Source organism: Candidatus Pelagibacter sp. Uisw_094, from assembly GCF_047729535.1.
GTDB lineage: Bacteria > Pseudomonadota > Alphaproteobacteria > Pelagibacterales > Pelagibacteraceae > Pelagibacter.
In genome coordinates, this window is the sequence record NZ_CP159823.1 from 458,005 (window position 1) to 480,871 (window position 22,867).

The window sequence follows — 22,867 nt, forward strand, 5'->3', positions numbered from 1 at the left end:
GAATTTAGCTTTTATTGATTAAAATATTATATTGAACTATATAGTCATTATATAACGAATTTAAAGAGGAGAAACTTATGTACAAAAACACAAATTGCTTTCATCTAGCAGTACCATGTGGAGATCTTGAAGTAGCAAAAAAATTTTATAGTGAGACGTTAGGCTGTAGATTGGATAATTCAGCACAAGAGTGGGCAGATGTAGACTTTTGGGGAAATGAATTAACTCTTCATGCAAGTGAACATAAAATGGATAGTGAAAGACACGATGTTGATATGGGCGACGTTTCTGTTCCACATTTTGGTGTTCATTTATCTAGAAAAGATTTTAATGCTCTTAAGCAAAGATTAAAAGACAATGGTGCCAAATATTACGATGAACCTTATTTAAGGTTTAAAGGTACCAAATATGAACAAGAAACTTTCTTTGTAAAAGATCCCAATGAAAATATTTTAGAAATTAAAACATTGACTGCAAATGCAGATTAATGGCTTCTGATTATAAATCTATAGCAAGCAAGATTAAATTCGAAGGTAGAGCTTTTATTGATGGTAAGTACGTTGATGCTATTGATGGTGAAAAGTTTGAAAATATAAACCCTGCAACAGGTGAAACTCTTTGTTCAGTTGCAAAATGTAATCATAAGGATGTTGATTTAGCTGTTAAAGTTTCAAGAAAAGCTTTTAATAGTGGTGTTTGGTCAAGAACATCTCCAGAATTAAGAAAAGACGTCTTACTGAAATTTGCGGAATTATTAAGAAAAATTGGTGAAGAAAATTCTGTTCTTGAATGTGTGGACACAGGAAAATTAATTGGAGACTGTATTAATGAAGTTGCAAACGATGCACCAATGCATTTTCAGTGGTACGGAGAATTAATAGATAAAGTATTTGGTAAAGTTGGACCAACTGAGCCATCACTAACTAGTTTAATTGTTAAAGAACCAATAGGTGTTGTTGCAGGAGTTGTTCCTTGGAATTTTCCTTTAATGATGGCAGTTTGGAAAATGGCACCAGCATTAGCTGCTGGATGTTCAGTTATAATTAAACCAGCAGAAGACACACCTTTAACTGCAATTAGAGTTGCACAAATTGCAAAAGAAGCAGGTATTCCTGATGGAGTTTTAAATATAGTACCTGGCTTTGGAGATGTTGGTGAAGCACTTGGTAGACATAATGATGTTGATGCGGTTTCATTTACAGGATCAACAGAAGTAGGTGGACTATTCATGAAATATTCTGGTGAAAGCAATTTAAAAACAATTGGTTTAGAGATGGGTGGAAAAAGTCCGTTCATAGTTTTAGAAGATGCAAAGATTACAGATGACTTAATTGACAATGCAATTAACTCTGCTTTTTGGAATGGTGGACAGAATTGCTCTGCAAACATGAGACAAATAATTCACAGCAAAGTTAAAGATGAATTTTTAGATAAAGTTTCAAAAAAAGTAAAAGTACTTAAAGCTGGAGATCCATTAGATCCAGAAAGTAATATGGGATCAATGATTTCTAAAAAACATTTAGCAACAGTTGATGGATATATTCAAAAAGGGATTGATGAAGGAGCTAAGCTATTATTTGGTGGTGTATCAAGTGGTGATCAAAAAGGTTTTTTTGCAAAACCAACTCTATTTGATGATTTAAAAGAAAACATGACAATTGCCCAAGAAGAAATTTTTGGACCAGTTTTAGGGGTTCTTACAATTAATAGTGATGAAGAGGCATTAAAAATTGCAAGCAATTCAAAGTATGGATTGCACGCAAGTGTTTTCACCCAAGATATTGATAGAGCTTTTCATATGGCTAAAAGCCTTCCATGTGGAACTGTTTCAGTTAATACTTTTTCTGAAGGTGACATTAAAACACCTTTTGGAGGATATAGACAGTCAGGATCATTGAGTAGAGATCAAGGTACAGAAGCACTAGATCAATACCTTCAAACTAAGACTATTTGGATTAGTCACTCTTAAAACTTAATTATAGCAATCATAATAAGTAGCTAATTTTCTTTGACTTGTTCAAAAGTTATAAGTTATTCTTCGTTTTTAAATTAATAGAGAGGGATATAATGAAAATAATAAAAACTACACTTGTAGCTGGTTTAATTTCTTTATTTGCTACTTTTTCAACATTTGCTGAGAAAGTTAAAATAGGAGATCCAGGTTGGACAGGTGCAACAGCTATTGCTAACTTATTAGCAGCAGTTGTTATAGATAAAATGGGTGGAGAAGCAGAATTAGTTCCAGGAAATAATACTGCGATCTATGGTGCAATTGATAGAAGTAAAGGTGAAATTGAAGTTCACCCTGATATCTGGTTACCTAATCAACAGGCTTATACTAATGATCTAGTTCCAAAAGGAACTTTAAAATTAAGTAGCAACCCATATGATGGAGACCAAGGTTATTGTGTTTCTCAACAGTTTGCGAAAAAATTTAATATTACTGCAATTGAAGACTTAGCTAGACCAGAAGTTGTTAAAGCAATGGATAGTGATGGTAATGGTAAAGGTGAATTTTGGATTGGAGCAGATGGTTGGGCATCAGCAAATGCAAACCAAGTTAAATTAAGAGACTACGGTTTATATGATGCTGGTATTGAAGCGATAAGAGCAGCAGAAGCAGTTAAAAATGCAAGAGTACTAGACTCAATTAAAAAAGGTGAAGGTTATGCATTCTATTGTTATAAACCACATGCAATTTGGGGAATGGCAGATGTAGTTATGTTGGAAGAGCCAAAACATGATCCAGCTAAATACAAAATGGTACAACCTAAAGAAGATGCTGACTGGTACAAAAAATCTTATGTTGCTTCAAAAGATGCACTTAAAAAAATACAAATAGGTTGGGGTACTTCTTTAGAAAGTAAATCTCCAGCTATTGTTGAGTTTTTTAAGAACTTTCAATTAACAGGAGATGATGTTTCAGCTATGGCATATGCAATTTCAGTTGAGAAAAAACAACCAGCTGATGTTGCTAGAACATGGATGAAAAATAATAAATCTAAAGTTGATGGTTGGTTAGGACTTTAAGATAAATAAATTTTTACCTGGCGACTTTATTTGTCGCCGGGTACATTTCTTTAAAAACTATTAAATTTTCGAACGGATCTGATGGACTCAGCTATTGAAATAAAAAATGTTTGGAAGATATTTGGTAATAATTCCAAAGAAGCGTTAAATGCTATTCAAAATGAACATATCTCAAAGCAAGAAGCTTTAGAAAAATATAATTCAGTAATTGGTGTATCTGATGTTTCTTTTAACGTAAAAACAGGGGAGATTTTTTGTGTAATGGGTCTTTCTGGTAGTGGTAAATCTACTTTAGTTAGGCATATCAATAGATTATTAGAACCAACTTCAGGTCAAATTTTAATTGATAACGAAGATGTAATGAAGTTTGATTCAAAAAGTTTGCAAGATCTAAGGAATAAAAAGATAGGGATGGTTTTCCAAAACTTTGCTCTAATGCCCCATAGATCAGTATTAGACAATATAGCAATGCCACTTGAAATAAGAGGCATCAGTAAAAATGATAGATTGGATGCTGCTAACAAGATTTTAGATATTGTAGAGCTTCAAGGCTGGGGAAATAAATTTGCCCACGAACTTTCAGGTGGAATGCAACAAAGAGTTGGATTAGCAAGAGCTTTAGCAGCAGATCCTGATGTTTTATTAATGGATGAACCATTTAGTGCATTAGATCCATTAATTAGAAGACAGCTTCAAGCAGAGTTTATCAAACTTTCAAAACAAATGAAAAAGACCACAGTGTTTATAACTCACGACTTAGATGAAGCAGTAAGAGTAGGTCATAGAATTGCAATCATGAGAGATGGAAAGGTTATTCAAATAGGAACACCAGAAGAAATAGTCATGAAGCCAGCAGATAGTTATGTAGCAGACTTTGTTAAAGGAATTTCTAGATTAAAAATTGTTCAAGCTAAATCTATCATGCAGCCTGTTGAAAAATTTGAAAAGGAATTTGGATCAATCACTAAAAATTTAGAAAGTGTTCATGAAAATGATTTATTAAACAAATTAATAGAAAAATCTTCCATTAAAGATGAGCCAATATTAGTAATTAATAATGAAAAAAAAAATATTGGTGTGATTACACAGGCAGATTTACTTAAAGCAGTTGTAGAGGGTAGTGATGGAGAATAAAGTAATTATAAATCCTTCTAGAGATGAATTGATTACTGACTTTGTAAAAAGTAATCCAGATTATTATATTAAAGAGTTTAAAAAAATTGGTAGTAAACCTACTTACTCATTTTCATTTAATTTATTTGCATTCATACTTGGACCAATTTGGTTTGGAATGCGTAATGTTTGGAATTGGACATTAGCTTTTTTAATTATTGAAACTTTTTCTGTTGTACAAATCATCAGAGGTTTATTTGGTAATATTACCGCAGACGCTATTGCTAAAGTTGAGCAAGTTCAAGGCACAATAGCTTTTAGGAATAAACAATTAGAAGCAGCGATAGAAAATAATCCAGATAAAATCGATGTGTTTAAAAGAAACATAAAATCTTTAGAAGATGCGATGCAGGGTTATCTAGATGAAATTACAAGAGTAGAAGCTTCTGCAATTTGGATTGCTATATTTGGTTTTATTTTATTGATAGCAGTAAAGATTGTTCAAGGTATTTTAGCGAATTCAATTTTAGAAAAGAAATATTCTGAATGGTTATCTGATAAATCTATTCAGCCAGGTATGCAGACAAAAAATTACATCTACAGTAGTATTTTTACCTCTGTTATAATGATCTTTACTGTTATCCATTATAGTTTTCCAGGATTACTTCAGGTAATGGATACGTTCCCAACGCATCCTGAAATAAGATTATTTTCAATTAAATGGATAGAGATTATTTTTGATTATGCTGTCGTTAAAGGAGATGTGATTTTTACTGCTATAACAATTGGTATTAGGTCAGTATTAGATTTTTTAGAGTTATTGTTTGTTAAAACTCCTTGGATTGTAATTATAACTGCAATTGTTACCCTAACAGGACTATCAGCAGGCCCAAGAGCTGCAATTTATTCAGCAGGATTTTTGGGTTATATGGGTTTTTTAGGTTTTTGGGTTAAAGCAATGACGACACTTGCTTTATTAGGAACGGCTGCAATTTTAAGTATTGCAATAGGTATTCCACTTGGAATTTTCTGTGCAAGACGACAAAGATTTTATTCATTAATTAGACCGATAATGGATTTCATGCAAACAATGCCAGCTTTTGTATTCATGATTCCAGTAATAGCATTTTTTGGAACTGGAAAGGTTGCAGCAGTAATTATTACAATGATTTTTGGTGGAACTCCTGTTGTGAGACTTACAGTTTTAGGGTTACGTGGAGTACCTGAAACAATTCGAGAAGCAGCTATCGCATATGGCGCAACTAAATGGTATTTATTAAGGAAAGTAGATCTACCATTAGCTACACCTTCAATTTTAGCAGGTGTGAATCAAACAGTAATGTTAAGTTTAGCAATGGTAGTTGTAGCATCTCTAATTGGTGCAAAAGGTTTAGGACAAGATGTTCTTGAAGCACTACAATATGCTAATGTTGGACAAGGTATACTTGCAGGCATAGCTATTTTATTTGTTGCGTTAATACTTGATAGGGTTGTTCAGGGTAAAAAAAGAGTTTAATAGAACTTAATGGAATATTTATTGTTAGGTTTTTTAACTGGATTAAGTCTTATTCTAGCAATTGGTGCTCAGAATATTTTTGTAATAGAGCAAGGTTTAAAAAAACAATATGTGTTTCTTGTTTGTTTAGTTTGCTCAATTTCAGACTTAATATTAATTTTTCTTGGAATATTTATTTTTGAACTTTTTAATAAGTATTTTAATTCTAATGTTGAGCTAGTGTTTAATGTTGCTTTGGTTATTTTTCTATTACATTTTATTTATTCAAAAATAAAAGCTTACAATACAGCAATCAATTTTGATTCAGACTTAACTAGTATTACTGTCTTTAATATTTTTTTAAAACTCTTGGATTTACGTATTTAAATCCTCATGTTTATTCAGATACAGTATTTTTTTTAGGAAATTTTTCAAAAGATTTTATTATTAGTCAAAAAATATTTTTTGGAATAGGTGCATCAATTGCTTCTTTTTTATTTTTTTTTATGATTGGATACTTATCCAAATATTTTTCTATATATGCTAAAAGTAAAAGAGTTTGGAATATAATAAATTTTTTAATAATCATTTTTATGAGTTTTTTAACTTTGTTTATTATCATAAAAATGATTAATTGATTGTTATGAATAATATTTACATAGATGATGTTGGTAAAGGATACCCATTAGTATTAGTTCATGGTTTCTTAGGTTCTTCTGAAATGTGGTGTAATCAAAAAGATTTTTTTTCAAAATTTTGCAGAGTTATATCACCAGCTTTACCAGGCTTTGGTGAAAGCGGTGGAGCTCAATCTTTAGATACAATCAATCAAATGGCTCAATTTGTAATTGATATTATTGATGAAAAAAAAATAAATAAATTTAATTTAATAGGTCACTCTATGGGTGGAATGATAGTACAAGAAATAACCAAAATAGTTGGTGAAAGAGTTAATAAATTAATTTGTTTTGCCACAGGATCTATTGGAGAAATTCCTGGAAGATTTGAAACAATTGATGAAACTAGAAAAAGATTAAAAGAAGAAGGTGTAGCTGCATTATTTTCAAGAGTTCCAAAGAAATGGTTTGTGAAAGGAGATCAGGATAAAAATTATTTTTTATGTGTGAATGCTGTTCAAAATGTTTCTGAAGAATCTGCAGATAATGCACTTAAAGCAATGAAAAATTGGACAGGTATTGAAAATTTAAAGAATATAAAAAATGAAACATTAATTATTTGGGGTGAAAAAGATACCGCTTATAACTTTGAACAAGTTGAAACACTTAATAAAAATATTATCAATAGTAGACTGGAAATCTTTAAAGATTGTAGTCACAATGTCCATCTGGAAGAGCCAAAAAAATTTAATGATTTAATTAAGGGTTTTATTAATTAAACTAGTACTAAATCTTAATTTGAATAACCATATTTTTTCAATCTTACATCGCCAGTTCTAGCGTGAGCTTCCATTCCTTCGTATCTAGAAATTCTTGCTGCTGCAGCACCAACTAACTCAGTAGACTCTTTTGTCATTCTTTGGAAACTTAAAGTTTTAACAAACTTACCAACAAATAATCCACCAGTGTATCTTCCTGCACCTTTAGTTGGCAGAATATGATTAGTTCCTGAAACACTTGTCTCCATAAGCAACGGTTGTTTCTTCACCAATAAATAAAGAACCGTAATTCGTAAGTCTTTTGTGAAACCATTCTAAATTTTCTGTCTGAATTTCTAAGTGTTCTGGAGCATATTCGTCACTAATAGTTGCCATTTCTTCATCGGTATCACAAAGAATAACTTCACCATAATCTCTCCAAGCAGCATCTGCGTTTGTTTTTGGAACTTCTGGTAATTCTGCAATTAACTCTGGAACTCTTTTCATTACTTTTTCTGCAAGTTCTTTACTTGTTGTATATAACCAACAAGGTGAGTTATAACCGTGTTCTGCTTGACCAACTAAATCTACAGCTACTATCTCAGGGTCAGCTTTAGCATCTGCAATAATTCCAATTTCTGTAGGACCTGCAAAAAGGTCAATACCCACTTTTCCAAATAAAATTCTTTTAGCTTCTGCTACAAACTGGTTTCCAGGACCAACAATAATATCAGCCGCAGGATTATTGAATAAACCATTAGTCATCGCAGCAATTGCTGGGACACCACCTAAATTTAAAATTACATCAGCACCACATAGATCAGCTGTGTAAATAATTGTTGGGTGAGCACCTACACCTTCTTTTGGAGGACTACAGGCGATAACATTTTTTACACCAGCTACTTTTGCTGTAGTTACACTCATAACAGCTGATGCAATGTGCGCATAACGACCACCTGGCACATAACAACCTGCAGTATTAACTGGTATTAGCTTTTGACCAGCAAATAATCCATCTGAAAGTTCTACTTCAAAGTCCTGACCATAATTTTTTAATTGAGCTTCTGCAAATTTTCTAACTCTTTCGTATGAAAACTGAACATCATCTTTTGTTTTTTGATCTAATGTTTTTTTGATTTCTTCAATTCTTTCTTTAGAAACAATAATATCGCCATCATACTTGTCAAATTTCTTTGTAAGATCGATACAACCTTGTTCTTTAGTAGTTTCAATATTTTTTAATAAATCTTGAACAATTCCAGTTGTTTTAGTGTCGTCTGTTGATGATGTTTTTGGTGATTTTTTTAAATAAGTTATAGCCATTGTTTCCCTCTCTAATTTTGAAGCTTTATTTAAAACATTAATGTGATTATTTCAATGAAGAATTAGTCTAAAGCAACAACAGCAGCTGCAATAGAGGCCAATCTAGCTTGTGCTTCGTCAGATCTACTAGTAATTACTATTGGAACTTTACCACCTACAACAACACCAGCTGCACAAGCTCCCATAAAGTAAATCATCATTTTAACTAAACTATTTCCAGTTTCAACACTTGGAACTAACAATACATCCGCATCACCAGCTACAATATTTTTTACACCTTTTATAGCAGCAGATTTTTTTGAAATACTATTATCAAATGCCAAGGGACCAAAAACATCTGCATTTAAATTATCTTCTTTTGCAAGTTTTGTAATTTCATTTGCTTCAATAGAGCTTGGTACACTATCTAAAATTTCTTCTGTAGCTGATAGAACTGCAACTTTTGGTCTTTTAATTCCTATACGATTTGAAAAATCAATTACATTTCTTAAAATATGCATTTTTGTTTTTACATTAGGTAAAACATTTAAAGCACCATCAGTAATTATAAGGGGCTTATCATCTTTAGTATTTGTCATATGCCATATGTGGCTTAGTCTTGTTTTTCCAAGTAAATTGTAGTCTCTTTTTAAAACTTCTTTCATTAAAATATCTGTATGAATATGACCCTTAACAATAATTTTTACCTTATCTTGACTTGCTAGTTTTGCAGCTATTGCTGCTGTGTTATTTTCTATTGGCTCATGAATTATTTCATACGATGAGATATCCCATTTTAAATCTTCAGCACATTTAAGAATTTCTTTTTTATCTCCTATGAAGATAGGAGTTATTAAGTTTTCATTAACTGCATCCTGAACTGACAACATAGGAAGAGGCAATCCAGCATTAACGATAGCAGCATAAACACCTTTTTTCTTATGTGCATGGTCTAGAAGGTTATTGGGACAAACAATTTCTTTATTTGAAAGCATGAGGTATATTTAGTATGAATTTTTAAAAAGTATATACTGTAAATTGATAATGATTAAGCCCTTTAAAGTAAATATTCCCGATAAAGCACTCCAAGAAATTTATACTAAGGTAAAAAATTACCCATGGCATGAAATGCCAGATGATGGTGGTTGGAAATATGGAAGTAATCTTGATTACATGAAGGAGATCTCAAGTTATTGGGTTAAAGGTTTTGATTGGAGAAAACATGAGGCAGAAATAAATAAATTTTCAAATTTTACAACTACTGTAGAAGGTATCGAAATGCATTTTATTCATGAGAAGGGTAGTGGTTCTAACCCAACACCATTGCTTCTTATGCATGGATGGCCCGGATCAGTTGTAGAGTTTTTGCATATAATTGAAAAACTTGCACACCCAGAAAAATTTGGTGGAAAAATTGAAGATGCATTTGATGTTATTGCTCCTTCTTTACCTGGCTTTGGATTTTCAGGGAGGCCATCTAAGCCAATTGGTCCAAGAAAAATGGCATCTATCTTAAATAAATTAATGATAGAGAACCTTAAATACAAAAATTATTTAGCACAAGGTGGAGATTGGGGTGCAACTATTGCTAACTGGATTGGTTACGATCACTCAAAATTTTGTAAAGCAATTCATATTAATTGTTTAACTATGCGTCATGCTGATGGTCCACAATCAAAACAAGAAGAAGAATGGCAAAAAAGGTTTGATAAAGATCAAATAATGCAGGATGGATACAGAACGCAACAAGCAACAAAACCACAAACGTTGAGTTATGGTATGATGGATAGTCCAGTTGGTATTGCGGCATGGATTATTGAAAAAATGTATTCTTGGTCTGATTTAAAAGATGGTGATATTGAAAGTGCTTATTCAAAGGATACTTTGTTGGCAAATATTATGGTTTATATAGTTACAAAAACTTTTAATACAGCTTCTTGGATTTACTATGGAAGAAGAGAAGAGGGTGGACGTTTTTTTCCAAATGACTTTAAAAAAATAGAAATACCAACAGCAGCTGCAATTTTTCCAGCTGAAATGTCTGAATGGCCTCCAAAATCTTATGTTGATAGATTATTTAATATTACTCAATGGACTGAGATGCCAAGTGGTGGACATTTCGCAGCATTAGAAGAACCTGAACTTCTCGTTAATGACCTTGTTAAATTTTCAAGGACAGTTCGTTAATTAAATACCTTGTAAATATTCCAAGTCTTTTAGAACAGCTTTTGAAATTTGAATTTCTTTTTTAAGATTAGTTTTAAATCTATTGAACTTACTTTGTCCTGGATAAAGAATTTCTTTAATACCTTTTATTTTAGGAAGTCTTTTGATTGTTTTAATATTATCTTTTATTCTTTTATTAAAAGAATTACCTACAAATAAATTAGGTTTTAAAACAAAGAATAAATGCCCAATATTTTGTGGACCACTAAAATCAGTGAATGGATCCTTAACTCTTCCTGCGTGATTACCACCTGTTAATACACCACTTAAAATATCAACCATCCAAGCTAATCCTGACCCTCTAAAACCTGCTATGGGTAATTGAACACCTTCTAAAGCTTTTTTAGGATCTGTTGTGGGTTTACCATATTTATCTAAAGCAACACCTTCAGGAATTTTTGTTCCTTCTCTTGCAGCTACTCTAATTTTTCCTCTATTAATCATTGATATTGATGTATCTAGAATAAAAGGAACTTTAGATCCCGTAGGTGTTCCAAAGCAAATAGGATTTGTCCCAAATAAACTTTTTAAAGCACCATGAGGAGCAACAGCTGGAGGAGCATTAGTAAACACCATCACCATTAAACCTTTTTTAACAGCTTGCTCTGCATAATAACCAGACAAACCATAATGACCGCTATTTTTAACTGCAACTAAACCAATACCAGTTTTTTTAGCATTACCTATTGCTGTTTTAATGGCAATATCTGCTGCAACAAAACCAATACTGTTGTTGCCATCAACGTGAGCAATTGATTGTGAAATTTTTTTAACTTTAATTTTAGCTTTGGGATTAATTACTTTTTTAGATATTCTATCACAGTACATTTTTAATCTAGATAGCCCATGTGAAGGTGCTCCAACTAGTTCAGCATTAATTAGAGCTTCAGCACATATGCCTGCATGCTCTTTACTTAGCTTATGATTAACAAAAATGTTTTTAATAATTTTTTTTAATTTATTAGAGTTCATATTATTATTATACAACCGTAACGTTAATAATATAGGTTTTTATGGGAAAATTACATAAATAAAATATTTAATTAGTTGACGTAACAAATTCATTAGATGTAGTTTTGTCATAAGGAAAAACAATTTATGAAATCAATAAAAAAGATCTAGCTTGGTACGTCTTAGGCGATAGAAATTTCCTAGGTAGTTATCTAATAAAAATAAGTCTAGTAATTATAACCTGTTTAATATTCTCGTCCTCTTATGTAGAGGCTGCCAAAAAAAAAAGATAAAAAAGAAAAAGATTGCATTTATTGTAAGAAATTTGAAAAAATGAAAGATTGGCCATTAGAAGAGAGGCCTAAAGCTTTCATTTATGAAGAAGTTAATTACCCCAAGGGTATGTTTTCAAAACAATCAGGTAAAAAAAGTAAGTCTAGACAAGCTACAGCAGGAAAAAAAGTTTATGCACGGTTTGTTAAAGGAAAGGGTAGTCTTAATAAATACCAACATTTTATGATCAGGGATATGGCTTACTTTGAGGCTTATTATAATGAAATGTTAAATGACAAAAAAGCAAGTGTTGAAACTTTGGAAGGATTAAAAAAGGGGAGAGAGGCTATGAGAATGAGTCTTAAGATTTCTCCTAACGCTTCAACTTCAGAAGCTGTAATGAAGTTCTGGGCTACTGGTAAAATGCTTATAAAAGCACATAAACTTAATAAAAAGAAAAAAAAGAAAAAATTAAAAGCTAAAATTGATCCTGAAATTGCAGATAGAGCAGCAATCTTGGCTAATATAAAAAAACAAATAGCTATTGCAAAAGTAAATGCTCAAAGAGCTGCAACAATTGAAGCTCAAAATAAAATAGGAGAAGTTAATTAATGATAAATAAAAATTTAAAAAAAATTACTTTAATATTATTTTTAACTTTTGTTACAACTGCTCAAGCAATGGATGATGTTGCTGAAATGTCAGGAATTTCTGAAGCTGCTGGTTCATCAGCTGCTGCTGCAGTTACGCAAATGGTAGCTGACACATCAACTGTAACTGCAAATATTGCAGCTGCAACAGGATCTTTAAGTGAGGCTACATCTGAAATGGCCTCTGCATTAGACGTGTCAATAGCTCAAGCACAAAGTGCCTTGAGTTTTGCTACAGAAAGTTTGGCAGCAGGAGATATGACTGCTGCAATACAAACTATGTCTTTAGTTGAAGGTGTTACAGATATGGCGCTAGGTGCCATACCAAGTCCTACAGGTTTAGATATGGAGGGAATAAATTTTGCAGAAGATTTTTCACCAGCTGAAATGGCAGCGTTATCTAGTATAGCAGGTCAAATGGGAGTTGGAAAAGTTATGGCTGTTCAAAAAATGGCGGGCCAGATGGCAGCGATGGAAAATGCAGGATTTGATACAAAAGGAATGATGGGAGCTCTTGATGCACAAGGAATGGGAATAGGAACTGCAATACAAGGTTTAGCAGCTTCTGGAATGGTTGATATGACCGCTGTTTCAGGTGCGGGAACTTTTGATGTGAATACCTTTGAACCAGGAAGCTTTGCTTCAATGAATGTTGCTGAGATGGGTATGGCTCCAGCTATGATGGCAGGTGCTTTAGGTGCACTTCCAGTTGGAGCGGCGACATCTGCATTAGAAAGTTTACAAGCAAAACCAGAAGGATTTTCAGAAGGCTTTAGTGCAATGTCTGGAACTATGACTGGTACAATTGGTGCGACTATGACTAGCAAAGGAATGGGAGAAGAAATGATGGGATCAATGGGATCATCAGTTGGAATTGATGGAATGGCTGATTTAAGTCAAGGCATGACTGGAGTTTCAGGAATGGAGGAAATGGGTGCAGCAATGTCAGGTATGGGTATGGATAAAATTGGAGAAACTTTAAATGCTGCTTTTACATCACCTGAGGCTGGTATTACTTCAGAGTTATCTGGAGCTGTAGGTATGATAAGTGGTGCAATTTCAGGTAAAGGCCCAGCAGCTAAAACAGCTGTTCAAGTTGGAAATGCAGAAGGTTCTTTAGCTGCTGGTATGGCAACTCAAGCACCTGTAGGACTTGAAATGCCAGAAGATATTTCAGAAGCAGGAATGATGATGGGAGCAATGATTATGGCTAAACCAACAATGGCTGGTGGATTACCAGGAGCAATGGCGCCTCCAGAAGGAATGACTGCTGTTGGCATAGCTAATGGTTTAGGTGTAGGCACAGGAACAGGTTCAGCAATGGCACCGGGAACTACTTTTACTGAAGCTGAAATGACTGCAGGTATGACAGGTATGACGGGGATGGATGCAGGAGCTATGAATACTCTAGGAATGGGTGCAATGGCAAAAGCAACTGGAATGACCCCAGGAATGGTAGCAAGTATGGGAGCAGCTGGAATGGCTGGTTTAGATGTAACTTCTGTAATGACTACTAGTGTTGCGGGATTAGGAAGTGAAGCTATTCAAGGAATGGCTACGTTGGCTGCTTCAGGAGATATGTCAGCAGGAATGATGGGTGACATGATGCAAACAGGATTAGTTAATCAAGGAACGATGGCTGCAATGGGAAGTGCTGGAATGACTAACTTAAGTGGAGCTATGGGTATGGAAGGTGGCGACATGAGTATGGCTGCTATGACTGGTGGTATGACAGGTATGGGTGCAATGGATATGAATGCAGCTATGAATCCTGAAATGGCTGCAGGCATGGGAATGGGACCTGGAGCTACCATAGGAGAAATGATGGGAGATCCAACCGCTGGAATGGATGCGGAAGCAATGTCTGCCGTAGGTATGCCAGGTGGAATGATGCAAGGTGGAATGAATTTAGGACAAATGTCAGCCGCAATGGGTACAGGTATAGATCCAGGTATGGCAATGAGTTCTGTTGCAAGTGCAGCAATGGCAGGAAATGAAGCTGGCTCAGGATTAGCAGGCGCAGCTATGGGGGCTGCAATGTCAGCCCAAGGTGCGGCAGCATCAGCAATGGGTTCTACTGCAATGGGTGGAGCTATGGATATTGGTGGCATGGGAAAAGGTGCAATGGGTGAAGCTATGGGCGGTGCAATGGGTGAAGCTATGGGCGGTGCAATGGGTGGTGCAATGGCTGGAGCTATGGCTGGAGATGCAGGTGCAATGGGCGGAAACATGGGCGGAAACATGGGCGGAAACATGGGCGGAAACATGGGCGGAAACATGGGCGGAAACATGGGCGGAAACATGGGTGGTGCTATGGGTAATATTGGTGGTGCAGTTGGTGATGCAATGGGCGGACCAGATGGGCAGGGCGGACCAGATGGACCAGGAGGACCAGATGGACCAGGAGGACCAGGAGGACCAGATGGACCAGGAGGACCAGGAGATGGTGGTGGAAAGCCCTAATAAAAAATTTTTTATTTTATTATTACTTTTATTTTTTTCATACAAAATTTCTTTTGCAGAATCTAGATTTGGTGAATTAACAGAAATGTTTGATGAAAGAATGAGAGGTAAAGATGATCAGTGGGTAAGACCCCATCCAGGACCATTCGTATGGAATAAAATTGAAAAAAAACAAGGAAATTTTTCTTGGCAAGAAGCTGATGAGTATGTTGTTTACGCACAAGAACATAATCAAATTATAATAGCTACAATTTGGCCATATGCTAATTGGGAACAAAAATCATGTAAAAGAAAAAAAGGAAGAAGTCCATTTGGAAAGCGCTTTGCAAAATATTTAAGCAAACCATGCTCAATGGACAACTATAAAACTTTTCTTTTAGCTTTAATAGATAGGTATGATGGTGATGGTAATAATGATATGCCAGAATTAACTAAGCCAATTATTTATTGGGAAATAATGAATGAGCCAGAATTTAAAATGTTTTTTAAGGGAAATGAAGATGATTTCATAGAGATTTTTAATTTTTCATCAAAATTAATAAAAGAAAAACAAAAAGATTCTATTATTGTTATGGCTGGTGCAGCAGGTATGTTTCCAAAAAATAAAAAATTTTGGAAATCAGTTTTACCAAAAATTAAAGATAATTTTGATATAGCTAATATTCATCATATAAGCACCCCTGATGGTAAATGTGATAAAGAGTTTTGGGTAGATGAGTTTTCCAGTTTGTTAAAAAGTTTAAAAATCAAAAAACCAATTTGGTTGACAGAAGCAATGACCGGGAAATGCAAAGTTATCCCTACATATGTCAAAGCGTTTGCAAATGGTGCAGAATTAATAGTTGATGTAGGTATTAATGCGCCTGGTATGAAAATGAGTAAAAAAAGTAGAAAAAAGTTAAATCAATTTATTGAAGATTTTGATGGCTTTACATCAATGAAAATTATTTCAAAAAATAAAGCTGAATTTAAATATAAAAATGGATCAACAAAATTATTAAGTTTTTAACCTTTACCATGCCATGGAATTGTTTTGGTAATTATTTTTCTTAAAGCAATATCAAATAAAAGACCAAGCATCCCCATTACAAAAATAGTTATCCAAATAACTTCATATTGAAAATATTTTTTAGCAACATTTTCAACAAATCCAATACCTGTCGTTCCAGCTAAAAATTCTGCTGCAACCAAAGTCCCCCAACACATTCCAACTGCAACTCTAACACCTGTTAAGATTTCAGGTAATGAGTTTGGAAAAATTACGTATCTTAATATTTGCCACTTTGATGCACCTAGAGAGTGTGAAGCGTGAATTTTAGATAATTGAGTTCCAGAAGCACCAGCTCTAGCTGAGATGATCATGATTGAAAAAGAAACCATAAATAATAAGAATACTTTTCCAACATTATCAATTCCAAAAACAGTAATTACTAATGGAGCCCAAGCAAGTGGAGGAACTGGTCTATACAATTCAATTAATGGATCAAAGAACCCTTTAGCAAATCTATTTAGACCCATCAATAAGCCAAGTGGTACACCAAATATTATTCCAAGCACTAGGCCTAAGAATACTCTTAGGAAAGAATCCCATATGTGACCCATAGGTACTGGTATTTTGAATAACTTGAATTCACCAGTAACAACATTCAAAACTTTACTTTTAAAATTTGGTTTTACAGTCCCGTCATCACTATGAACTGGATATTTACCAGGGATAATATCTGCTATCCAATCTGGTAAAATAAAGCCAACAACTTTACTAACATCCATCATTTCATACCAAATCAGAGGAATATTTTTAAATCCAACACTTGGTTTTAATAAAAGTGTAAATTTTTTTAAAGTATCTGATGGTTTGGGCAGCCACCTACCAGAACCTTGCTCTGAACAATTAGGACCACTTGAAATTATTGTTCCAGTAGGGAATAAAAATATATCAATTAATCTTAGACTTCCTTGTTCTTTTTTTTGAATAACATCAAATTCTAAAATTGCTTGTTGCATAGCATCAAGAGTTTTTGGAGGAAATATGCTTGCGTACTCAATTCTTCTTGCAATTTTAAGCACATCTTTTGCTAATATTGATGCCACTTCTTGTGTGTCATCTAGCTCTGATCTATATTTTTTTATTCCATCTTTGATTTCTTTTATCAAAGTTTTGTATTGTGAATTATGATTTCTTAATTTGAAAAAATCATCACTAATTAAAGTTAATTCCTTTGCTGCAGCATCAAACTTTAATCCTTTTTTTGTTTCAGGAATAGTTGGAATTTCTATGGTATTTTCTACAGCTGTTCCTGAAGATCCCCATCCACCTTGTATTTTTAAAGCTTCAATTCTCGCATTTTCTTCTTCAATACTTTTTTTTGGCGGATAACTTATCTTTTGAAAATCTTCTGTTAACCAAGCTATTCTATTAGTTAATTCACTGATCTTAATTTTTGTTTCATTTTCAAGAAGATCCTCATTAGTTAACAATGGAATCGTTCTTTTAGTTTTTTGAATAAAACCTAAAAGTCTATCTTTATCTTGATTTCGAATTACTGATGAATTTCTAATTTCATTAGTTAATTTTTCTATGTTTTTGTTTTCACTTTTAATAATTGATGTACTTTTAAATTCCCTTTCATTTATTGGAAACAAATACTTTAATGAAAGCATTGAGTCATTTACTTTTGCAACTTGGCAAAGTTCATTAGCAGACTGAGGATAAAAAGATTTAGCTAAATCCCATGAATAATAAAGCCATGCTATTAATAAAAAACTACTTCCAACAATAATCCAGTGAGCTCCACCTTTGGCTCTTTCGGGGTTCCCAAAAACAGCATCTATTTTTTCAGTCTTGGCTAATTTTATTCCATAAAGAATAGAGCCTATAACGGCAAAGATAATTAAAAATGTTATAATACCAGTAATCATACTAAATGTCTTTTCCCATTATTTCTTCTTCCATGTTCCAAATCATGGTTAGAATTTCTTCTCTTTTACTTCCAAAATCTTTAGTTTTTTTAATTTCTCTTAAATCACCATCTATCCCCATTGAGGCAAAGGGTAATTTATACTCCTTATGTATTCGGCCTGGTCTTGGTGCCATTACATATAATCTTTCACCAAGTAACAAAGCTTCCTCAACCGAGTGGGTAATTAAAATAATTGTTTTTCCTGTTTCTTTCCAAATCTTTAAAACTAATGACTGCATTTTCTCTCTTGTAAGTGCGTCTAAAGCTCCCAAAGGTTCATCCATTAAAATTAAATCTGGATCATTAATTAAACATCGTGCAAGAGCAACTCTTTGCTGCATACCGCCAGATAATTGATAAGTCGGCGTATCCCCAAAACCTTGTAAGCCAACTATATTTAACCATTCATCAACCTTTTTTGCTGTTTTAATTGGATCTTCTTTTTTCATTCTCAAGCCAAAGTCCACATTTTCAGCAACTGTTAACCATTCAAATAAAGCACCTTGTTGAAAGACCATTCCTCTTTCAACTCCAGGACCATTAATTTCATTTCCGTTAAGAGTAATTACTCCTGAAGTTGGCCTAAGAAACCCTGCAGTGATATTTAGTAAAGTTGTTTTTCCACATCCAGAAGGTCCAAGAACAGTTAAAAGTTCTCCTTTTTTAAGTGTGAAATTTACATCTTTTAATGCATGAACAGTTTCTCCCTTCGGAGTTTTAAAGATCATGTTTAGATTTTGAGAAATTAAATCGCTCATAGAAATAAATTTATATTAAATTTTATTTAAAAAAATAGGCACCAATTTAATAAATTGGCGCCTACCTAATTTTATCTTACTCTCTAAATTATAGAGGTAAAAAGCTTGTATCTACTGCTCCGTTAGGAGTACCCATTCCTTTTAAGAAACCATCAAGAGTTCCACCTGATTCCATAGATTTTTTAGTATCTGCAGCATTCAAGAATACAAATCCACCTAAAGTTTCTTTCATATCTCCAAGTTTCATCTCAGCATCTTTTGCGATTACATTCATATCACTTTTACCAGCTGCGTATCTAGCATTAGCTTCATGAGTTACTTCTATGAAAGTTCTCAACATTCCTGGGTTTTCTTTCATAAATTTATCAGTAACAGATGTAATATCGATACCTTTGATACCTGCATCACGAGCGGCTTGAACTGTTAACAATCTTGTACCAACAGTTAAAGCTGCTTTAATAGAGTTACCACCAAATAAACAAGCCATTGAAACGTCACCAGAAACTAGTGCAGCAGCACCTTCTTCAGGGTCCATTTGAATAACAGTCATTTTGCTTTTATCAGCACCAACAACTTTCATACTTTCATCAAAAACATACTCAGCCATAGTTCCTAGAGGAACTGCAACTTTTTTGCCTTCTAGCTCAGAACCGTTCGCTGATGTAATACCAGAAGCTTTAGATGTAACACAAGTTGTACCACCCATTCCGTATTCCATAGCAACGTCTACAAGTTTTAAAGGTGCTTTAGATTTAACAGCATTAATAAATGGCACTAAACCTTGTGAGTAAGAGATGTCTATATCTCCTGCTAACATAGCGTCAGTCATTGCACCACCGTTTGAAAAGTTAGTCCATTTCACTGGAACACCTAGAGCTTTATCAAACATCATTTTAACTTTATCTTCTTGGTTTGGAGTAGGCCATTCTAAAAAGAATGCAACTCTAACTTCTTTAGCAGCAGCGTTAGCAACTGAGATTGATAAGTTAAGAGCAACTACAGCACCAAGAATAAAACCAATTATTTTTTTCATTATTATTCCTCTGTTAGTAATTTAATTAAATTATTTGTATTTAAATTGAATTTTGAAAGGATGTAAAACAAATTGTTATCGTTTTGCAATCACAAGTTGTAGAAAATTATATGCTTTAAAGAAGAAAATAATTCTAGAAAACCTTTTGATTTAGTCTAATAGTTAGGAATAAAATTATAACACTACATACATAAAGAGAGAATATTTATGAGCTCAGAAAATAGAACTTCAGTACCTAATTCATTAAATGAACATTGGATGCCGTTTACATCTAATAAAGATTTTAAAGCAAACCCTAGATTAATCACAGAAGCTAAAGGTGTTTATTTAAAAACTCACCATGGAAAAACGCAAATAGATGCGAGCTCAGGTTTATTTTGTAATCCACTAGGTCATGGAAGAAGAGAAATTACAGAAGCTGTTACAAAGCAATTAGAAACATTGGATTATGCTCAGCCTTTTCAACAAGGTTTTGGTGGTTCGTTTGAACTAGCTACAAAAATTTCAAAGCATACTCCAGGTGATTTAAATAAAATGTTTTTTACAATTTGTGGATCTACAGCTGTAGAGACTGCAATTAAGATTGCTGTTGCTTATCATAGAGCAAAAGGGCACGCAGAAAGATTTAGATTTGTTGGACGTGAACGTGGTTATCATGGAATGAACATCGGCTGTATTTCAGTTGGTGGAATGGTGAATAATATTAAAACGTTTGCAAGTGTTTTAATGCCAGGTGTCCAACACATTAGACATACACATTTGCCAGAACATAAATTTGTAAGTGGTCAACCTGAGACAGGGGACTATTTAGCAAATGATTTAGAAACTATTTGTCAAAATTTTGGTGGCGAAAATATTGCTGCTTGTATTGTTGAACCCATTGCTGGATCAACTGGAACATTGGTTCCACCAAAAGGATATTTACAAAAACTAAGAGAAATCTGTGACAAACATGGAATACTTTTAATTTTTGATGAAGTAATTACAGGATGGGGCAGAACAGGTTCTAAATTTGGTGCAGATGAATTTGGAGTAACTCCAGATATTATGACAATGGCTAAAGCTACAACAAACGGTGTTGTACCAATGGGTGTTGTTGCATGTAACGATTATATTTATGATGCTGTAATGGATGCTTCACCAACTGGTGCAGTTGAGTTATTTCATGGTTATACTTATTCAGGAATTCCAGTAGCAGTAGCAGCTGCTCTTGCGGTGCAAGAAATTTTTGAAAAAGATGATATTTTCAATAGAGCAAAAAATTTAGCACCTTATTTCCAAAAAGGATTGTTCTCTCTTCAAGATCTAGAGTCTGTAGATAATATTAGAGGATATGGAATGATGGGCGGAATAGATATGAAGCTAAACACTAAACCAGGTAAAGCTGGATTTGAATGTTTTAAAGCATGTTATGAAGCTGGTGTTAACTTTAAAGCTACAGGAGATTGTTTAATTATAGCTCCTCAATTCATCTGTGAAGAAAAACACATTGATGAAATTATTGAAAAGTTAAGAACTGGTATTACCAACTATCAAAAAAATCAAAAAAACTAAAAATTTTAATAAAAATTAAAGTATCGAAAAGGGAGATATTGTTATGAAGATTGGCGTACCTAAAGAAATCAAACCACAAGAACACCGTATTGGATTAACCCCTGAAAGTGTTAAAACTTTAATATCAGAAGGTCATGAAGTTTTAGTTGAAAACAATGGTGGCTTTGAAGCTGGTTTTGAAAACGAACAATACACAAGTGTTGGTGCTAAAATCGTTGATAAAGCTGAAGATATTTTTAATGATGCTGATATTATTGTGAAAGTAAAAGAGCCTCAATCAGTTGAAGTTAATATGATTAGAGAAAATCAGATTGTCTATACTTATCTTCATTTGGCAGCAGCTAAAGAATTAACTGAAGGACTAATTAAGTCTAAAGGCGTTTGCATAGCTTATGAAACGGTCACTGATGATAATGGTAGACTACCATTACTTGCACCGATGAGTGCAGTTGCTGGACGTATGTCTGTTCAAGCTGGTGCACATTGTTTAGAAAAAAATCAAAACGGTAGAGGTCTTTTATTAGGTGGTGCTCCTGGAGTTGAAGGAGGAACTGTTGTTATTTTAGGAGGTGGTGTTGTTGGAGAAAACGCTGCCGTGATTGCAACTGGTATGAGAGCTAAAGTTCATATCGTTGATAAGTCAGAAGCAAGACTAAAACAATTAGTTGAAATGTTTGGTGATAAAATTATTCCTGAACAAAGTGATAAAATTGATTTAAATAAATTAGTTGCAGAAGCCGATCTTTTAATTGGAGGTGTTTTAATTCCAGGTGCTGAAGCTCCAAAATTAATTACTAAACCAATGTTAAAATTAATGAAAAGAGGATCTGTAATTGTTGATGTTGCAATCGACCAAGGAGGTTGTGTCGAGACAAGTAAACCAACAACTCATGGTGATCCAACTTATATTATTGATGATGTTATTCACTACTGTGTAGCAAATATGCCAGGTGGAGTTCCAAGAACTTCAACTATAGCATTGAACAATGCAACACTTCCATATCTAGTTAAAATTGCAAACAATGGTTATGCTAAAGCATTAAGTGAAGATAAGCATTTACTTGCAGGATTAAATGTTTGTAAAGGTCAAGTAACGTATAAAGCGGTTGCTGATGTTTTTGGACATGATTACGTTGATCCTTTAAGTACCCTTTAATATTTTTAAACTAATGTTATCGGACAAAATTAAAGATTATTTAAACGAATACATCAGTCAGGAAGTTTACGTTCAAGTTGCTGTTGCAAAAGGTAAAAATAAGATCTCAACTAATGCTGCAATTAGTAAATACTTTGAAAGTAATCACTTTAAGGGTTTAACAGTAGGCAAACCCTACAACACTTTTTTAGATGATCTTAAAGACAAGTGTTTAGGTAAATTATTAAACTCTCCCATGAAAGATAGTAAAACAGAGGATAAAATTATCATTGAACTTCAAAGAAAGCTTAACACTTTAAAAATTGAAGAATTAAATGATACTTACTGGGAAGTTGAGACGGGTGAATATTTAAGTGAAGAAGATATTAAAGAAATTGAACTTGAGAGAGACACTTTAATTAAATTTTTAACCTCTAAAGATGAAGCACATGACACTGTAAGTACTCTTTGCAAGAATTATGAAAAATTATGTAAGGAAAAATACCCAGAAGCACCATTGCCTTTAGAAATTTTATAATAAAAATTAAT

Annotated in this window: 20 protein-coding genes and 1 pseudogene; 14 read left to right on the top strand and 7 right to left on the bottom strand. The window is 33.4% G+C overall.

What is annotated here, in order from left to right:
* Positions 1-77 precede the first annotated feature (77 nt).
* The 6 genes from ABXT72_RS02425 (at position 78) to ABXT72_RS02450 (ending at position 6,025) form a co-directional block, all read left to right on the top strand.
* Positions 78-488, top strand: a complete 411-nt coding sequence (locus ABXT72_RS02425; protein ID WP_415278830.1) for a VOC family protein — start codon at positions 78-80, stop codon at positions 486-488.
* Positions 488-1,969, top strand: coding sequence for an aldehyde dehydrogenase (locus ABXT72_RS02430; protein ID WP_415278831.1), 1,482 nt, complete (start codon positions 488-490; stop codon positions 1,967-1,969). The genes ABXT72_RS02425 and ABXT72_RS02430 overlap by 1 nt, the downstream gene beginning before the upstream one ends.
* 98 nt (positions 1,970-2,067) lie before the next feature.
* The gene (locus tag ABXT72_RS02435; RefSeq protein ID WP_415278832.1) at positions 2,068-3,030 is read left to right on the top strand and encodes a glycine betaine ABC transporter substrate-binding protein; all 963 of its coding nucleotides are present in this window, start codon (positions 2,068-2,070) and stop codon (positions 3,028-3,030) included.
* 81 nt (positions 3,031-3,111) lie between these two features.
* A complete protein-coding gene (locus tag ABXT72_RS02440) occupies positions 3,112-4,164 on the top strand; it encodes a quaternary amine ABC transporter ATP-binding protein (protein WP_415278833.1) in 1,053 nt (350 codons plus the stop codon).
* Positions 4,154-5,659 (top strand): ABC transporter permease, encoded by a 1,506-nt coding sequence (locus ABXT72_RS02445; RefSeq protein ID WP_415278834.1) that lies wholly within the window; start codon positions 4,154-4,156, stop codon positions 5,657-5,659. The genes ABXT72_RS02440 and ABXT72_RS02445 overlap by 11 nt, the downstream gene beginning before the upstream one ends.
* A gap of 9 nt (positions 5,660-5,668) precedes the next feature.
* Positions 5,669-6,025 (top strand): LysE/ArgO family amino acid transporter, encoded by a 357-nt coding sequence (locus ABXT72_RS02450; protein WP_415278835.1) that lies wholly within the window; start codon positions 5,669-5,671, stop codon positions 6,023-6,025.
* A 64-nt stretch (positions 6,026-6,089) separates the two neighbouring features.
* Here ABXT72_RS02450 and ABXT72_RS02455 read toward each other — a convergent pair whose 3' ends face one another.
* Positions 6,090-6,260, bottom strand: a complete 171-nt coding sequence (locus tag ABXT72_RS02455) for a hypothetical protein (protein ID WP_415278836.1) — start codon at positions 6,258-6,260, stop codon at positions 6,090-6,092.
* 21 nt (positions 6,261-6,281) lie between these two features.
* Between ABXT72_RS02455 and ABXT72_RS02460 the strand changes: the two genes are divergently transcribed.
* Positions 6,282-7,034, top strand: a complete 753-nt coding sequence (locus ABXT72_RS02460; protein WP_415278837.1) for an alpha/beta fold hydrolase — start codon at positions 6,282-6,284, stop codon at positions 7,032-7,034.
* Positions 7,035-7,048: 14 nt separating this feature from the next.
* Here ABXT72_RS02460 and hisD read toward each other — a convergent pair.
* Together hisD and ABXT72_RS02470 are read right to left on the bottom strand one after the other, a co-directional pair.
* A pseudogene (gene hisD / locus ABXT72_RS02465) lies at positions 7,049-8,336 on the bottom strand (histidinol dehydrogenase).
* A 62-nt stretch (positions 8,337-8,398) separates the two neighbouring features.
* Entirely contained in the window at positions 8,399-9,310 is a 912-nt protein-coding gene (locus tag ABXT72_RS02470) for a bifunctional enoyl-CoA hydratase/phosphate acetyltransferase (RefSeq protein WP_415278838.1), read from the bottom strand.
* Positions 9,311-9,359: 49 nt separating this feature from the next.
* On the opposite strand from ABXT72_RS02470, the gene ABXT72_RS02475 reads away from it, so the two are divergent.
* Positions 9,360-10,502: an epoxide hydrolase family protein gene (locus tag ABXT72_RS02475; protein ID WP_415278839.1), complete on the top strand. Its 1,143-nt coding sequence runs from the start codon at positions 9,360-9,362 to the stop codon at positions 10,500-10,502.
* Here the strand turns inward: ABXT72_RS02475 and ABXT72_RS02480 are convergent, their stop codons facing one another.
* Positions 10,503-11,513: an Ldh family oxidoreductase gene (locus ABXT72_RS02480; protein WP_415278840.1), complete on the bottom strand. Its 1,011-nt coding sequence runs from the start codon at positions 11,511-11,513 to the stop codon at positions 10,503-10,505.
* Between the two features lie 312 nt (positions 11,514-11,825).
* Here ABXT72_RS02480 and ABXT72_RS02485 point away from each other — a divergent pair, with 312 nt between their 5' ends.
* From ABXT72_RS02485 to ABXT72_RS02495, 3 genes are read left to right on the top strand one after another with little or no spacing between them, the layout of a single operon-like run.
* Positions 11,826-12,377, top strand: a complete 552-nt coding sequence (locus ABXT72_RS02485; RefSeq protein WP_415278841.1) for a hypothetical protein — start codon at positions 11,826-11,828, stop codon at positions 12,375-12,377.
* On the top strand, positions 12,377-14,878 hold the full coding sequence (locus tag ABXT72_RS02490; RefSeq protein WP_415278842.1) for a hypothetical protein: 2,502 nt from the start codon (positions 12,377-12,379) through the stop codon (positions 14,876-14,878). Before ABXT72_RS02485 ends, ABXT72_RS02490 begins: the two co-directional genes overlap by 1 nt.
* The gene (locus tag ABXT72_RS02495; RefSeq protein ID WP_415278844.1) at positions 14,838-15,887 is read left to right on the top strand and encodes a hypothetical protein; all 1,050 of its coding nucleotides are present in this window, start codon (positions 14,838-14,840) and stop codon (positions 15,885-15,887) included. Before ABXT72_RS02490 ends, ABXT72_RS02495 begins: the two co-directional genes overlap by 41 nt.
* Here ABXT72_RS02495 and ABXT72_RS02500 read toward each other — a convergent pair.
* The 3 genes from ABXT72_RS02500 to ABXT72_RS02510 all read right to left on the bottom strand — a co-directional run bounded on the left by ABXT72_RS02500 (position 15,884) and on the right by ABXT72_RS02510 (position 19,629).
* Positions 15,884-17,797 (bottom strand): ABC transporter permease subunit, encoded by a 1,914-nt coding sequence (locus ABXT72_RS02500; protein ID WP_415278846.1) that lies wholly within the window; start codon positions 17,795-17,797, stop codon positions 15,884-15,886. The two genes, ABXT72_RS02495 and ABXT72_RS02500, sit on opposite strands and share 4 nt — an antisense overlap.
* A gap of 1 nt (position 17,798) precedes the next feature.
* Positions 17,799-18,596, bottom strand: a complete 798-nt coding sequence (locus ABXT72_RS02505; protein ID WP_415278847.1) for an ATP-binding cassette domain-containing protein — start codon at positions 18,594-18,596, stop codon at positions 17,799-17,801.
* Between the two features lie 88 nt (positions 18,597-18,684).
* Entirely contained in the window at positions 18,685-19,629 is a 945-nt protein-coding gene (locus ABXT72_RS02510; protein ID WP_415278849.1) for an ABC transporter substrate-binding protein, read from the bottom strand.
* A gap of 207 nt (positions 19,630-19,836) precedes the next feature.
* Between ABXT72_RS02510 and ABXT72_RS02515 the strand changes: the two genes are divergently transcribed.
* From ABXT72_RS02515 to ABXT72_RS02525, 3 genes are read left to right on the top strand one after another with little or no spacing between them, the layout of a single operon-like run.
* Positions 19,837-21,183, top strand: a complete 1,347-nt coding sequence (locus ABXT72_RS02515) for an aspartate aminotransferase family protein (RefSeq protein WP_415278850.1) — start codon at positions 19,837-19,839, stop codon at positions 21,181-21,183.
* Between the two features lie 43 nt (positions 21,184-21,226).
* Positions 21,227-22,339: an alanine dehydrogenase gene (gene ald, locus ABXT72_RS02520; protein WP_415278851.1), complete on the top strand. Its 1,113-nt coding sequence runs from the start codon at positions 21,227-21,229 to the stop codon at positions 22,337-22,339.
* Positions 22,340-22,352: 13 nt separating this feature from the next.
* Positions 22,353-22,856 carry a hypothetical protein gene (locus tag ABXT72_RS02525; RefSeq protein WP_415278852.1) on the top strand — a complete coding sequence of 168 codons (504 nt, stop codon included), beginning with the start codon at positions 22,353-22,355 and terminating at the stop codon, positions 22,854-22,856.
* The last annotated feature ends 11 nt before the right edge of the window (positions 22,857-22,867 follow it).